Raw genomic sequence first — 14732 nt, 5'->3', positions numbered from 1 at the left:
TCGGCCGCATGCCCGCCGCACACCTCCTCATCGGCCCACTTCTGCGGCGAGTGGTGGACACTCGGGCGACGATCTGGGTGGAGACGGCGGCGCCCGCCGTGGTCACCGTCCGCACCGCCAGCGGCGCCACCGGCACCACGCCCACCTTCTCGGCGTACGACCACCACTACGCCCTCGTGGTGGTGGAGGGGCTCACTCCGGACAGCGAGACCACCTACGAGGTGCTGGTGGACGACGAGATCGTCTGGCCGGTGCCGAGCAGCGGGTTCCCGCCGAGCGTGATCCGCACCCGGGCCGCCGACGACCGGGACCAGCCGGTCAACCTGATCTTCGGCTCGTGCCGGGAGACCACCCAGCACGCCACCACCCGCAAGCTGCCACCTGACGCGCTGGACGCGTACGCCCGGCGGTTGATGGCCGACCCGGAGGCGAACACGCCGCCCGACCTGCTGGTGCTGCTCGGTGACCAGGTCTACGCCGACGTCACCTCGCCCACTGTGCGCCGACTGCTGCGTCGCCGACGCCGGCGGCCGAAGGGCGCCCCGACCGACCAGGTGGTGAGCTTCGACGAGTACACCAAGCTCTACCTGGAGTCCTGGCGTGATCCGGAGATCCGCTGGCTGCTCTCCACAGTGCCGAGCGTGATGATCTTCGACGATCACGAGATCATCGACGACTGGAACACCTCGGCGGCGTGGCGGGCCGAGGTGCGCGAGCAGCCGTGGTGGCAGGAGCGGATCGGCAGCGGGCTCGCCTCGTACTGGGTCTACCAGCACCTGGGCAACCTCTCCCCCGACGAGATCAGCGCCGACCCGGTCTTCGCGAAGGTCGCCGCCGCCGAGGACGCCACGAGTGTGCTGCGCGAGTTCGGCCACCGGGTTGACCAGGAGTCCGACCTGGCGCACGACACCGAGCGCTGGCGCGCGGTGCAGTATCAGTGGAGCTACGCACTGGACCTGGGCCGGACCCGCCTGGTCATGCTGGACAACCGGTGCAGTCGGGTGCTGGAGTCCGGCAGCCGGGCGATGCTGCCGCCCGGCGAGTGGTCCTGGTTCCTCGACCAGGCGCACGGGGTCTACGACCACCTGGTGGTGGGCGCCTCGCTGCCCTGGCTGTTGCCGCAGGGCATCCACCACATCGAGGCGTGGAACGAGAAACTGGCGGACTCGCGCCGGCCGTGGGTGGCGCGCGGGGCGGAGAAGCTGCGCCGCGCCCTGGACCTGGAGCACTGGGCGGCGTTCCGGCGTTCCTTCGAGGCGCTCGCGGAGACGTTCGCCCGCATCGGCACCGGCACGCCGCGGCAGTCCGGCGCGCGGATCGGGGCCGGGCCGGCGTACGCCCCACCGGCGTCGATAAGCGTGCTCTCCGGTGACGTGCACCACTCGTACGTGGCGCGGGCGCGGTTCGCCGACCCGGCGGTGGTCACTCCGGTGCACCAGCTCACCTGTTCGCCGATCCACAACCAGGTGCCGGCGGGCATCCGTCCGTTGATGCGGCTGGGCTGGTCGCCGGGTCCGGCCGGGGCCACCCGGGCGCTGGCCCGTTCGGCGGGCGTACGCCGGCCGGGGGTGCGCTGGCGCAAGCTGGCCGGCCCCTACTTCGGTAACGCGGTCGCCACCCTTACCCATCAGGGGCGCGGGGCCGATGTGGTCATCGAGGGCACCACGAAGGACGGGCACCTACGCCCGGTGATGCGACGCCGACTCTCCGGTGGCGGCGAACCGACCGCGCCGTAGTCTCTACGCCGTGGATGAGCACCTGCCGGAGCCGATCCGGGCGGTTGAGCACGAGTTGACCGCCCTGTTGCGTCGTGGCCGGGCGGTCTCCTGGGAGATCGCCCGGGAGGTGCACCCGAACCTGGAGCCGAACACCTACGGGTTGCTGCTCTGGTTGCGGCGCAGCGGGTCGATCCGGTTGACCGAGCTGGCGGCACGGCTGGGCGTGGGCAAGGGGACGCTGAGCCGGCAGATCAACGCGTTGGAGGTCCTCGGCCTGATCCACCGCGACCCCGATCCGAGCGATCGGCGGGCCGCGCAGATCAGCATGACCGAGGAGGGGCAGCGCCGGTTCGACGTCGCTCGCGCGGCCCGGCTGGGTGAGTTCCTGCGCGCCCTGGACGGCTGGCCGGAGCGGGACGTCGAGGAGTTCGCCCGGCTGCTGGGCCGGTTCAACGACTCCTGGCAGTAGCGCCCTCTGACCGGGGAATACGGCACCGGCCCGACAAGTTGTTGCTTCAGGCAACCAAGGCATACGGTTGCTTCAGGCAACTCTCAGGCGGCCCGTGCGTACCAGCCCCGCCGTTCCACCTCGACTCCGCTCGGAGGCAACAACGATGAGCCAGGCGACAGCGCCTCCCCAGGCGACCGCCGTGACCATGACCCACCGGCAGATCCTGGAAGCACTTTCCGGCCTGCTGCTGGGACTGTTCGTCGCGATCCTCTCCTCCACGGTCATCTCGAACGCGCTGCCGCGGATCATCACCGAACTGCACGGCGGCCAGTCCGCGTACACCTGGGTGGTGACCTCGGCCCTGCTCGCGACCACCGCGACCACCCCCATCTGGGGCAAAATGGCCGACCTGACCAGTAAGAAGACGCTTGTCCAGCTCGCCCTGGGGATCTACGTACTGGGCTCGGTGCTGGCAGGTCTCGCCCAGGGCACCGGTGAGCTGATCGCCTGCCGCGTGCTGCAGGGAATCGGCGCCGGTGGCCTCACCGCGCTCGCCCAGGTGATCCTGGCGACGATGATCGCGCCGCGCGAGCGGGGTCGCTACAGCGGCTACCTCGGTGCCGTGCTGGCCGTCGGCACCATCGGCGGCCCGCTGATCGGCGGAGTGATCGTCGACACCTCCTGGCTCGGCTGGCGCTGGTGCTTCTACGTCGGCGTGCCGTTCGCCCTCCTCGCGCTGGTCGTGCTGCAGAAGACCCTGCACCTGCCGGTGGTCAAGCGGAAGGCGCAGATCGACTGGTGGGGTGCCACGCTGATCACGGCGGCCGTCTCGCTGCTGCTGATCTGGGTCTCGCTCGCCGGTGACCAGTTCGCCTGGGCCTCCTGGCAGAGCGCCGTCATGGTGGTCGGTGCCCTGCTTCTCGGCGCGCTGGCGATCCGGGTCGAGACACGGGTGGCCGAGCCGCTGATCCCGCCGCGGCTGTTCCGCAACCGCACCATCACCCTCGCCGTCGTCGCGAGCATCGCGGTCGGTGTGGGCATGTTCGGCGCCTCGATCTTCCTCGGTCAGTACTTCCAGATCAGCCGTGGCCAGAGCCCGACCATGTCCGGTCTGATGACCCTGCCGATGATCCTCGGCCTGTTGGTCGCCTCCACGGTCATCGGGCGGGTCATCAGCAAGACCGGCCGCTGGAAGCGGTACCTGGTGATCGGCTCGGCGCTGCTCACCATCGGCTTCGCACTGATGGGCACGCTCCGCGCGGACACCAGCTTCACAGTGCTCAGCGTCTACATGCTGCTGATCGGCGTCGGGCTGGGCATGACCATGCAGAACCTCGTCCTCGCCGTGCAGAACACCGTCGGCCCGCACGAGCTCGGCGCGGCCAGTTCGGTGGTGGCGTTCTTCCGCAGCCTGGGCGGCGCGATCGGCGTCTCCGCTCTCGGCGCGGTGCTCGCCCACAAGGTCAGGGACTACACCGCCGACGGGCTGGCCCAGCTCGGCATCCCCGCGTCCAGCTCCGGAAGCGGCGGCGCCCTGCCGGACGTGCACACCCTGCCCGGCCCGCTGCGGGCGGTCGTGGAGGGCGCGTACGGTCACGGCGCCGGTGACATCTTCCTGACCGCTGCCCCCTTCGCGCTGATCGCCCTGATCGCGGTGAGCTTCATCAAGGAGGTGCCGTTGCGCCAGCAGAACGACAACCCGGTTTCCGACGAGGTCGAGCGGGAATCGACTCTCGCTGCCGGCGCCGGCGCAACGGTGATCCGTACCGGTGAGCAGAGGTGAGGTAGAACCATGGGCGTGGGAGCACCGGACCGCGAGGAGTACGGCCCCCGGACCCGACCGTTGCCCTTCGAGCGGGGCACGGACGGCCCTCGGGTGATCATGGTGGGCGTCGACGGCACCCGCACCTCCGAGCGGGCCGGCTCCTACGCCGCGGGCTTGGCCCGCCGCCAGGGCGCAGCCCTGGTGGTGGTCTTCGTCAGCTCGCCGAGCGGGCTGACCGCCCTGGTGCCCGGGATGGACGCCGGCGCGGTGCAGCGCACCCACGACGAGTTGGCCGACGAGCTGCGCCGGGAGTGCCGGCGCGGGGCCGAACAGTGGGGCATTCCGGTGACCCTGCTGGTGCGCCGCGGCGACGCGTACGGCGAGCTGTGCGCGGCGGCCGACGAGTTCCAGGCCGACATGCTGGTGGTCGGCGCCTCCGAGCAGGCCGGGCACCGGCTGGTCGGCTCGGTCGCCACCCGGCTGGTCCGCGCCGGCCGCTGGCCCGTCGTCGTGGTGCCCTGATAACCCGTCGCGGCAGGTCCGAGGCGCCGGGCAGGATGCGCGGCATGACGTGGACCGCACCGGAGATCACCCGGACCCCCGAACCGTACGTCGGCGACGAGCGCACCATGCTCGAAGGCTGGCTCGACTACCACCGACAGACACTGCTGCTCAAGTGCGCCGGCCTGACCGGGGAGCAGTTGCGGACGGCGAGCGTGGAACCCTCCGGGCTGACGTTGCTCGGCCTGGTCCGGCACCTGGCCGAGGTCGAGGCATGGTGGTTCCGGGAGAACTTCGCCGGCCAGCCTGTCGACTACCCGTACTTCACCCCGGAGACGCCGGACGCTGACCACGACGTCAGCGCCGCCGACGCGCCCGCCGACTTCGCCACCTTCCACCGCGAGGTGGCGCTGGCCAGGGAGGCCGCCGCCGGCCACTCGCTCGACGAGACGTTCACCGAGGTCGGCGCGAAGAAGCGCACCTTCAGCCTCCGCTGGGTGTACGTGCACATGATCGAGGAGTACGCCCGGCACAACGGTCACGCCGACCTGATCCGGGAACGCATCGACGGCGTCACCGGCGAGTGACAGGCGCTCAGTAGTCCAGGGCCGCCCGCAGGTAACGCAGATCGGCCTGGCCGCCCCAGCGGTGCGCCGACAGCCCGGCGGCGCGGGCACCCCGCACGGCCCAGTCCTCGTCGTCGACGAAGAGGACCCGGGCCGGCGGGGTGGCCAGGGCCACGCAGGCGGCCTTGAAGTATTCCGGGGCGGGCTTGTGCACGCCGATCACCGAGGAGTTGACCACCACGTCCAGCTCGCCGACCAGGCCGAGCGCGGCCAGGTCGGCGTCGAGCAGGTCGGTGGCGTTGGTGCCCAGCCCGACCCGGACGCCCGCCGCACGGACCTCCCGGACGAACGCGAGCACGTCCTGGTCGACCTCTCCCCGGTAGCTCTGCCACTGCTCCACCGCGGCGCGGGCCCGCTCCGGGTCGCCCACTGACTCGGTCAGGGCGTCCGCCACGCTGCTCATCCACTCGGCGTGGTTGACCTGGCCGGTGAGCACCGGCTGGAGCCGCCCCCACTGCATGGCGATCTCGCCGAGCACCCCCTCGGAGAGGCCGTACTCCCGCTCGACAACGGCGGCCACCGCCGGGTCCCACCGGCGCAGCACGCCATCCAGATCCAGCAGGAGCGCCGTCGCGCGTTCCCGAGCCACTACCCGTTCTCCTCGCCGCGGCCGTGCCGCTGGTCGTCCTCGTCGGCCCGGTTGAGCCGTTGGCTGATCACCTGGGTGACCCCGCTGCGCATGGTCACGCCATAGAGCGCGTCGGCGATCTCCATCGTCCGCTTCTGGTGCGTGATGACGATCAGCTGGCTCTTCTCGCGCAACTGTGCCAGCAACGTGATCAGCCGGCCCAGGTTGACGTCGTCCAGAGCCGCCTCCACCTCGTCCATGATGTAGAACGGGCTGGGTCGGGCGCGGAAGATCGCCACCAGCATGGCCACCGCGGTCAGCGACCGCTCGCCGCCGGAGAGCAGCGACAGCCGCTTGATCTTCTTGCCCGGGGGGCGGGCCTCCACCTCGACGCCTGTGGTGAGCAGGTCGTCCGGTTCGGTGAGGATCAGCCGCCCCTCACCGCCGGGGAAGAGCACTGTGAACACCTGCTCGAACTCCCGGGCGGTGTCCTCGAAGGCGCTGGCGAAGACCTCCAGGATCCGCTCGTCCACGTCCTTGACCACGGTGAGCAGGTCCCGACGGGTGGCCTTGAGGTCCTCCAACTGCTCGGAGAGGAACTTGAAACGCTCCTCCAGCGCGGCGAACTCCTCAAGCGCGAGCGGGTTGACCTTGCCGAGCAGGGCGAGTTCGCGTTCCGCCTTGGCGGCCCGCTTCTCCTGCACCGGCCGCTCGTAGCGCACCGGCTCGGGCACCGGCAGACCATCGCGTTCGGCCGTCGCGAGGTCGACAGGGGTCGGCGGGACGGGCTGCGCGGGGCCGTACTCGGCGACGAGCGTCTCCACGTCCAGCCCGAAGTCCTCGGCGGCCTTCGCCTCCAACTGCTCGATGCGCAGCCGCTGCTCCGCCCGGGCCACCTCGTCGCGGTGCACCTGGCTGGTCAGCCGCTCCAGCTCCGCGCCGAGCCGCTTGGCCGCCCCGCGTACCTCCTGGAGCTCTGCCTCCCGCGCGGCGCGCTCCAGGGCGACCGCGTCGCGGTGCTCCTCGGCCGTCGCGATCGAGGTGGTCAGCCGGGTCAGCGCCTCCCGGGCGCCACCGGCGACGGACCGGGCGATGCCCGCGCCCCGGGCGCGGGCGGCCCGCCGGGCTGCCGCGCGCTCCCGGGCGGCCCGCTCCGCGGTGGCCTGCCGGGCGAGGGAGTCGGCCCGGCCGGCGATCGAGGAGACCCGCTCCTCGGCGGTACGCACGGCGAGCCGGACCTCCATCTCGTTCTGCCGGGCCCGCGGCACCATGGCCGCCAGTTGGTCGCGTTCCTCGGTGGAGGGCTCGGCGTCGACCGGGGTCTCCTCGGCCAGCCGCAGCCGCTCCTCCAACTCGGCGAGGGCGGTGAGGTCCCGTTGCCGGGCGGCCTCGGCGCGGGAGCGGGAGTCGCCGAGCCGGTCGGTCTCGGCCTTCGCGGACCGGGCCGCCGCGCCCAACTCGGCCAGCCGGCGAGCGGCGGCGTTGCGGTGGCTCTCCGCTTCGCGCTTCTCGGCGGCGGCGTGCTGCACGGTCTCCTTGGCGGCGGCCACCTCGGCGCGCGCCTCGACCAACTGATCACGCAGCTCCAGCCCGGCGCGCTCGGCGGTGAGCCGGTTGGCGCGGGCCTCCTCGACGGCGGCCTGCACCTCGATGTAGCTGGGGGCCTTGGCCGACCCGCCCGCCGCCGCGTACGCCCCGACCACGTCACCGTCCGGGGTGACCGCCCGCAGCTCGGGGTTGCTGGCGACCAGCTCGGCAGCGGCGGCGAGATCGTCGACGAGCGCTACGTCCCGCAGGGCCCGGTGCACCGCCGGACGCAGCTCGGCGCTGCACTCCACCAGGTCGGGCGCCCACCGGGCGTCGTCCGGCAGCTTAGGGCGCAGCGCGTCGGCGGAGCCGGTCATGCCGGGCCCGGCCGGGCTGCCGACCAGCAGGCCGGCCCGGCCGGCGTCGGAGATCTTCAGCAGCCGCATCGCCTCGACGGCCTCGTCCACGCCGCTGACGGCGACCGCGTCGGCGAGGCCGCCGAGCGCTGCGGCCAGCGCGGCCTCGTGGCCGGGCGCGACGGTGAGCAGCCCGGCGAGGCTGCCGAGCAGGCCGGGCACGTCCCCGGCGCGGGCGAGCAGCGCTCCGGCGCCGTCCTTGCGCCGCAGCCCCAGCGCGAGCGCCTCCTCCCGGGCCTTCCAGGTGGCGGCGTCCTTCTCCGCGGCCCGCTCGGCGTCGGCAAGCGATCGGACGCTGGCCTGCGCCCGCTCCTGCACGGCTACCGCCTCGGCGTGCCGGGCGTCCAGGTCCGCGTTGTCCCGGTCGGCCTCGGTGGACTGGGCGGCGACAGCGTCCAGGTCGGCCTGCGCCTGCTCGGCGCGGCCCAGCGCGTCGGCGTGCGCGATGGCGAGGCGTTCGATCTCCTCGCCGGCGCTTGTGGTCCGGGCCCGGGCGGAGTTGACCTGGCCGGTGAGCCGGGCCATTCCCTCCCGCCGGTCGGCGATGGCCTTGGCCGCGGCGACCAGCTCCCGTTCGGCGGCGGCGAGCTGCCGCTCCAACTCCTGGCGGTGCTCGACCGCCTCGGCCAGTCGGATCTGGTCGTCGGTGAGCGCGCCGCGCAGCTCCTCCTCCTGCTCGCGGACGCGTTCCGCCTCGGCCTCCAGCTGGTCCGGATCCCGGCCGGGTCGCTCGTCGTCGCCGGTGGCGCTCAGGTGCCGTAGCCGTTCCCGGGCCAACTGCTCGATCGAGCGGAAGCGTTCCTGCAGGGCGGAGAGCTTGTACCAGGTGTCCTGGGCGGCGGCGAGCAGCGGCGCGTCCTCCGCGAGGGCGGCCTCCAACTCGCCGAGCCGGCCCTGCACCTCGGCGTGCTCACCCTCGATCTGCTCGCGCCGCTCGCGCAGCGCGGTCTCGTCGGCGATCTCCCGGTCGAGGGTGGTCCGCAGCGTGGCCAGATCGTCGGCGAGCAGGCGCAACCGGGCGTCGCGCAGGTTGGCCTGGATGGCGGCCGCGCGCCGGGCCACCTCGGCCTGCCGGCCCAGCGGCTTGAGCTGACGACGCAGCTCGGCCGTGAGGTCGGTCAGGCGATTGAGATTCACCTGCATCGCGTCGAGCTTGCGCAGCGCCTTTTCCTTGCGCTTGCGGTGCTTGAGGACGCCGGCCGCCTCCTCGATGAACGCCCGGCGGTCCTCCGGCTTGGCGTGCAGCATGCCGTCGAGGCGGCCCTGCCCGACGATGATGTGCATCTCCCGGCCGATGCCGGAGTCGGACAGCAGCTCCTGGATGTCGAGCAACCGGCAGGTGCTGCCGTTGATCTCGTACTCGCTCTCGCCGGAGCGGAACATCCGGCGGGTGATGGAGACCTCGGTGTACTCGATCGGCAACGCGCCGTCGGTGTTGTCGATGGTGAGGGTGACCTCGGCGCGACCCAGCGGCGCCCGGCCGGACGTGCCGGCGAAGATGACGTCCTCCATCTTGCCGCCACGCAGCGCCTTGGCGCCCTGCTCGCCGAGGACCCAGGCGATGGCGTCGACGACGTTGGACTTGCCCGAGCCGTTCGGGCCCACCACGCAGGTGATCCCGGGCTCCAGCTTCAACGTCGTGGCGGAGGCGAAGGACTTGAACCCCTTCACCGTCAGGCTCTTGAGATACACCTACTCGATCCTCGTCCGGTGGCCGCCGTACCGTCGCCGGCTGTGGGGACCTGGGTGAACTCGCAGACTAACCCGGCGGTGCGAGCGGGCCGGCACGCGACCCGCCCCGCGCCGCGTCGACCGTAGGGCCGCTGCTGTTCCGTCAGCCGCGAGAAAGACAAGCACCTTTCATGATCGGCTTATCTGTCGACGCGCTTTCGGTAACTGTGAGGCGCGCTTCCCACACGATCGATCGCAAGATCATGAATCGTCGGCGTTGAAAAGGTGCCGGACAGTGTTACGCGCCGGCACAGAGGTGTCGGCGCGCATTTTTGCGATGGTGCGATTCAGTTTTTTTACGACCTGAAGATCAGGTCAGCGCGGGCTCGGCCAGACGGAGCAGATCGTCCGCCTCCGCCGCAGCCGCCGCGAGCCGATCATTGTCGGCACGCAGACGCGTGATCTCGAACTCCAGTGCCTGAACCCTGGCACGCAGTCGGGTGACCTCGTCGAGCAGACGCCGGTCGGGCGCTGCACCTACGTGGCCGTAGAGGGCCTTCGCCATGCTGACTCCTTGATATGCGCTGCCGGAAAGGCCGGCCAACGCGCGCCCATTTGTACGCGGCTGTCATTCCAGGCTGTATCTGGGCATGACCGGGCGCGACTGGCGACACCTATATATTGAGCCGCAAACCCCTCCTTCGTCAAGTTCTCGCAGGCCGTAGATCATCTCCACGTCGACCTGTCCACTTGTCGGGGGGGCTGCCGCAAGGCACGGACACTCTCTGTCCGGACTCCTTTACTGTACGCCCGGATCGGCGGAAGTCCGCACCCTGGCGTCCGACTTCCCCTTAACTCTTTCTTAGCCACGTTGCCGCAGGTCGTAGGCGCGCCGTAGCGTCAGCCCGGCTTGCAACCGACCCCTGGAGGCATAGGCGTGTACGGCTGGACCGATCCGATGGACCCGAACGGCGCCCCCCGGCGCGCCGGGGGGCCGACCGACGAGCCGGCCTGGCTGCACGACCGCCCGGAGCCCCGCTCGGCCTATCTGTTCGGCGACGAGCCCGGTCAGCCGGGCGACGAGTGGCACCGGGAGCAGCCCACCGGCGGCTGGCAGCCGGAGGCGGCGACGCCCGCCGAGGCGCACACCGCCGCGTGGCCGGCCCACCAGCCGGACGACGGGGCCGACGGCTGGAGCGACAGCCGCCCGGCGCAGGACACCGCCGAGGGCCGGCGTACCGAGACACCCGGTGGCTGGCACACCGGCACCGACCCGGAGCCCACCGACGGCTGGCGCGGCACCGCCGAGACCGGGCGGCCCGGCGAGGGCGGCACCGCTCCCCACGGCGCTGGCGTCGGCCGCTGATGATCGGGGCGCCGCCGCGGCCGCCACCCTCGTGGTGAGCTTCGGCGTCGGCGCGCTCACCCTGCCCGGCGGTGACGACGGGGCCGCCCAGCCGGCGGCCGTCGACGACGCCTTCGCCGCGTCGGCGCCGCCGACGGAGGAGCCGGCCCTGGACACCCTCGCCGCTCCCTCGGAGTCCGCCACACCGAGCGCGACGCCACCGAGCCCGACGCCGAGCAGGGTCGTCAAGCCCACGCCGGCGTCGTCGCGGAGCACCGCCGCCTCGCGCCGCAGCGTCGAGCGCAGCAGCGCGCCGAGCAACACCGGCAGTTCCACTGGTTCCAGCGGTTCCAACGGCTCCGTCAGCGCCCAGGCCCGCGAGGTGGTGGACCTGGTCAACGCCGAGCGGGCCAAGGCCGGCTGCAAGGCGCTGAGCATCGACGACAAGCTGATGACGGCCGCCCAGCGGCACAGCCAGGACCAGGCCGACCACCAGAACATGTCGCACACCGGCAGCGACGGCAGCAACGCCGGCACCCGGCTGGACCGGGTCGGCTACACCTGGCGCACCTACGGCGAGAACGTGGCCTGGAACCAGAAGACCCCGGCCGCGGTGATGGACGCCTGGATGAACAGCTCCGGCCACCGGGCCAACATCCTGAACTGCGCGTTCACCGAGATCGGCGTCGGCATCGCCAGCAGCAACGGACCGTACTGGACGCAGGTCTTCGCGGCGCCGCGCTGACCGCGCGTCGTTCCCGCCCCCGCGCTCGTTTGACCCGGTGAGGTACGTCGGGCCGGAGCGTGGGGGCCGCGTACCGGTGCGGGCGGCGACGGGCCGTCCGGGACCCGGGAGCTGCCGATGCGGATCCGGCCGCGGCGACGCGTCGCCGTACGCCCACTGCGTCGCGTCCTGTCGGCCGGCGTCGCTCTCGTGCTTGTGGTGCCGGCGTACGGGTGCCGACCCGCACTGACCCCGCCCGGCGCACCCACCGCCTGGCCGGCGGCACAGGCCCGGCACTGGCAGTGGCAGTGGCAGCTCAGCGGCCCGCTCGACCCGGCGGTGGACGCCGATGTCTTCCTGCTCGACCCGGTGGCCACCACCGCCGCGCAGACCGCCGAGCTGCGCTCCCGGGACCGCCGGTTGATCTGCCAGGTGAACGTGGGATCGGTCCGCTCCGACGACCCGGACGCCACCCGGTTTCCGGAGATCGTCCGGGGCACGGCCGGGCGTCGGCCCGACAGCCGGTGGCTGGATGTCCGGAGTTGGGACGCGCTCCGGCCGGTGCTGGCCGACCGGTTCCGGCTCTGCCGGGGCAAGGGCTTCGGCGCGGTGGCGCTCTTCGACGCCGACGGGTACGCGGCGCACACCGGCTTCCCGCTCGACTTCGACGACCAACTGCTGTTCAACCGCCGGCTGGCCGAGCTGGCCCGCTCGCTGAGCCTCTCCCCCGGGCTGGCCAACGACGTGCCGCAGCTCGCCGCGCTGGCCCCGGATTTCGACTTCGCTGTCAACGAGGAGTGCGTCCGGCTGGCCCAGTGCGCCAAGCTGCTGCCGTTCAGCGACGCCGGCAAGCCGGTCTTCCACGTCGAGTACACCGGCTCGACCGACGACTTCTGTGTCACCACCGTCGGCTACGGCTTCGCGTCAATCCGAAAAGACCGCACGTTGGACGCGTCAAGAGAAGCGTGCCCACTCCCCTAACCCACCCCACCCCGCGATCTTGCACTTTCGGTCGTCTATCTGCCGTTTTGATCGCTTTGTTACGACAGAAACTGCAAGATCGGCGGGGTGGGGGTGGCGCTGGCGGTCAGGGCACCGGCACCAGTTCTGGGGCGGGGGCCGGCGGATCGGTGGGGGCGGGCGCGGGGCGTGGGCGCAGGAAGCGCGGGGCCCACCAGTTGGCGTCGCCGAGCATGGTCATCAACGCCGGCAGCACCACTCCCCGGATGATTGTGGCGTCGAGCAGGATCGCCGCCGCCAAGCCGATGCCGAGTTGCTTCATGTCGATCGTGCTCAGCGTGGCGAAGATCGAGAAGACTCCGACCATCACGATTGCCGCGCTCGTCACCACCCCGGCCGACGAGGTGATCCCGTACGACACGGCGTCGCGGTTGGGCATGCCGGACCGCACTGCCTCGCGGATCCGACTGACCACGAAGACGTGGTAGTCCATCGAGAGACCGAACAGCACCACGAAGAGGAACAGCGGCAGCCAGGACACGATCGCGCCCATCGACGTGAAGCCGAGCAGCCCCTGCGCCCACTCACCCTGGAAGATCAGCACCAGCAGGCCGTACGCGGCCCCGGCGGAGAGCAGGTTCAGCGCGATCGAGCTTGCCGCGATCACCACCGACCGGAAGGTGAACGTCATGACCAGGAAGGTCAGCACCAGCACGAAGCCCATCACCAGCGGCAGCTTGTCGCGCACGTGCTGTGCGTAGTCCTCGCTGTCGGCCACGCCCCCGCCCACCGCGTACTCGATGCCGGGGATGCCCCGCAGCTCGGCCGGGACCAGGTCCCCGCGCAGCTTCTCCAACGACTGCACCGACCTGTCGTCCCGACTGGCGTACGGGGTGGCGACCTCCAGCACCGAAACCCGCCGGTCGGCCGACACCTCGATCTTCGGACCGTCCGCCTCGGTCGGGGCGAACAGCGGATCGCCTGCCGCCCGGGTCGACAGGTCGGTGAGGGCGGCACGTACCCGGTCGGCCTGGTCGGCGGGCGCCCGGACGGCCACCACGTGGTTGGTGCCGGTGCTCGGGAAGGCGGCGGTGAGCCGGTCGTACGCCTGCATGGCCGGAGTCGTGCGGGGCAGATCCTCCATGCCGGGGAACTTCAGCTTCATCCCGAGCGCGGGCGCGGCCAGCGCGAGCAGCAGCCCGACCGAGATGACGAGCGTCGCCACCGGCGCGCGCAGCGCGGGCCGGAGCACCGCGGGCCACAGCCGGGGCGCGCGGGGCTCACCGTGTCGGCCGGTACGCGGCGCGGTCAGTCGCCAGAGCAGGGGCACCCGGGGCCGATCCACCCAGCGGCCGAGCCGGGCCAGCAGGGCGGGCAGGACGGTCAGCGAACCGGTCACCGCGACGGCGACCACGAGGATCGACCCGATGGCGAGGGACGAGAAGACCACGTCGCCGGCGAGCAGCAGCCCGGCCATCGAGATGATCACCGCGAAGCCGGAGACCACCACCGCGTGCCCGGAGGTCTCCGCGGCGATCTCCACCGCGTCCAGACCGGACCGGCCCTTGGCGCGTTCCTCCCGCTCCCGACGGACGTAGAACAGCGAGTAGTCGACCCCGACGGCCATACCGATCAGCAGGATCACCGGCGCCGTGGTGTCGGTGGCCGGCACCAGGTGCGAGGCGAGAGTGGACAGACCCATCGCGGCGGCGACCGAGGAGAGCGCCAGCAGCACCGGCACGCTCGCCGCGATCAGCGCGCCGAACGCGATGATCAGGATCGCCAGGGTGACCGGCAGGCTGAGCAGTTCGGCGCGCTTGAAGTCCTTGCCCAGCGTGTCGTCGAGGGCCTGGCCGATCGACGGCCCGCCGACCTGCTCGACGCGCAGCCCGGGGTGCGCGGCCTGCACGCTGGCGGTGGCGTCCCGCAACGGCTGCACCCGCTCCGAGGCCGTCTCCGGGTCACCCGACATGGTGATCGGCAGCAGCAGCGCCGACCCGTCCCGCGCGGTGACCGGCTGGCCCACCCCGGCCACCCCGTCGACAGTACGCAGCCGGGCCGCCGCGTCGTCGGCCGCCGCCTTCGCCGCCGCCTGGTCCAACGCGCCACCCCGGGAGGTGATCAGGACGTTGTCCACGGCCGGGTCGTCGAAGTCACCGGCGTCCACGATCAGACCGGCCCGCCCCGCCTCGCCGATCGCCTGGTCGCCGCTCGTGGCCTCGTTGAGCCCGGCGGCGGTGCCGCCGACGAAGCACACCGCCACGAACACGGCCCACAGTGCGATCGCCCGCCACGGGTGCTCGGCGCTCCACCGCGCCAGCCGCACCGTCACCGGTCTTCTCCCCATCTCGGGTCCCCCTGTCACGTCAACCCCCTGTCAACGGTGCTGACGCTAGGTGCGTGACGAGGCGGTCACATCGGGGATCGACCCCGGCCGACCCTGGAACCACCAGACCGGGA

At 72.1% G+C, this 14732-nt stretch carries 12 protein-coding genes; 8 read left to right on the top strand and 4 right to left on the bottom strand.

Annotated elements, in window-relative coordinates; all coding sequences use genetic code 11:
• The first annotated feature begins 8 nt into the window (after positions 1-8).
• The 5 genes from ACQP0U_RS06815 to ACQP0U_RS06795 all read left to right on the top strand — a co-directional run bounded on the left by ACQP0U_RS06815 (position 9) and on the right by ACQP0U_RS06795 (position 5022).
• On the top strand, positions 9-1736 hold the full coding sequence (locus ACQP0U_RS06815) for an alkaline phosphatase D family protein (RefSeq protein ID WP_433316763.1): 1728 nt from the start codon (positions 9-11) through the stop codon (positions 1734-1736).
• Between the two features lie 10 nt (positions 1737-1746).
• Positions 1747-2187 (top strand): MarR family winged helix-turn-helix transcriptional regulator, encoded by a 441-nt coding sequence (locus ACQP0U_RS06810; protein ID WP_433316761.1) that lies wholly within the window; start codon positions 1747-1749, stop codon positions 2185-2187.
• 145 nt (positions 2188-2332) lie between these two features.
• Positions 2333-3952 carry an MDR family MFS transporter gene (locus tag ACQP0U_RS06805; protein ID WP_433316759.1) on the top strand — a complete coding sequence of 540 codons (1620 nt, stop codon included), beginning with the start codon at positions 2333-2335 and terminating at the stop codon, positions 3950-3952.
• 9 nt (positions 3953-3961) lie between these two features.
• On the top strand, positions 3962-4456 hold the full coding sequence (locus ACQP0U_RS06800; protein WP_433316757.1) for a universal stress protein: 495 nt from the start codon (positions 3962-3964) through the stop codon (positions 4454-4456).
• Positions 4457-4500: 44 nt separating this feature from the next.
• Positions 4501-5022, top strand: coding sequence for a DinB family protein (locus ACQP0U_RS06795; RefSeq protein WP_433316755.1), 522 nt, complete (start codon positions 4501-4503; stop codon positions 5020-5022).
• A 7-nt stretch (positions 5023-5029) separates the two neighbouring features.
• Here ACQP0U_RS06795 and ACQP0U_RS06790 read toward each other — a convergent pair whose 3' ends face one another.
• From ACQP0U_RS06790 to ACQP0U_RS06780, 3 genes are all read right to left on the bottom strand, one after another.
• Positions 5030-5650, bottom strand: a complete 621-nt coding sequence (locus ACQP0U_RS06790; protein ID WP_433316753.1) for an HAD family hydrolase — start codon at positions 5648-5650, stop codon at positions 5030-5032.
• On the bottom strand, positions 5650-9264 hold the full coding sequence (gene smc, locus ACQP0U_RS06785) for a chromosome segregation protein SMC (protein WP_433316750.1): 3615 nt from the start codon (positions 9262-9264) through the stop codon (positions 5650-5652). The genes ACQP0U_RS06790 and smc overlap by 1 nt, the downstream gene beginning before the upstream one ends.
• Positions 9265-9613: 349 nt before the next feature.
• Positions 9614-9808 (bottom strand): hypothetical protein, encoded by a 195-nt coding sequence (locus ACQP0U_RS06780; RefSeq protein WP_007456482.1) that lies wholly within the window; start codon positions 9806-9808, stop codon positions 9614-9616.
• Between the two features lie 372 nt (positions 9809-10180).
• Between ACQP0U_RS06780 and ACQP0U_RS06775 the strand changes: the two genes are divergently transcribed.
• The 3 genes from ACQP0U_RS06775 to ACQP0U_RS06765 all read left to right on the top strand — a co-directional run bounded on the left by ACQP0U_RS06775 (position 10181) and on the right by ACQP0U_RS06765 (position 12293).
• Positions 10181-10609, top strand: a complete 429-nt coding sequence (locus ACQP0U_RS06775; RefSeq protein ID WP_433316748.1) for a hypothetical protein — start codon at positions 10181-10183, stop codon at positions 10607-10609.
• 34 nt (positions 10610-10643) lie between these two features.
• Entirely contained in the window at positions 10644-11333 is a 690-nt protein-coding gene (locus ACQP0U_RS06770; RefSeq protein ID WP_433316746.1) for a CAP domain-containing protein, read from the top strand.
• A gap of 117 nt (positions 11334-11450) precedes the next feature.
• On the top strand, positions 11451-12293 hold the full coding sequence (locus tag ACQP0U_RS06765; protein ID WP_433316744.1) for an endo alpha-1,4 polygalactosaminidase: 843 nt from the start codon (positions 11451-11453) through the stop codon (positions 12291-12293).
• A gap of 106 nt (positions 12294-12399) precedes the next feature.
• Here the strand turns inward: ACQP0U_RS06765 and ACQP0U_RS06760 are convergent, their stop codons facing one another.
• Positions 12400-14619: an MMPL family transporter gene (locus tag ACQP0U_RS06760; protein WP_433316742.1), complete on the bottom strand. Its 2220-nt coding sequence runs from the start codon at positions 14617-14619 to the stop codon at positions 12400-12402.
• Positions 14620-14732: the final 113 nt, after the last annotated feature.

This window comes from Micromonospora sp. CA-269861 (assembly GCF_050948505.1).
Taxonomy (GTDB): Bacteria; Actinomycetota; Actinomycetes; order Mycobacteriales; family Micromonosporaceae; genus Micromonospora.
This window is presented reverse-complemented; position numbering and strand designations above follow the sequence as displayed.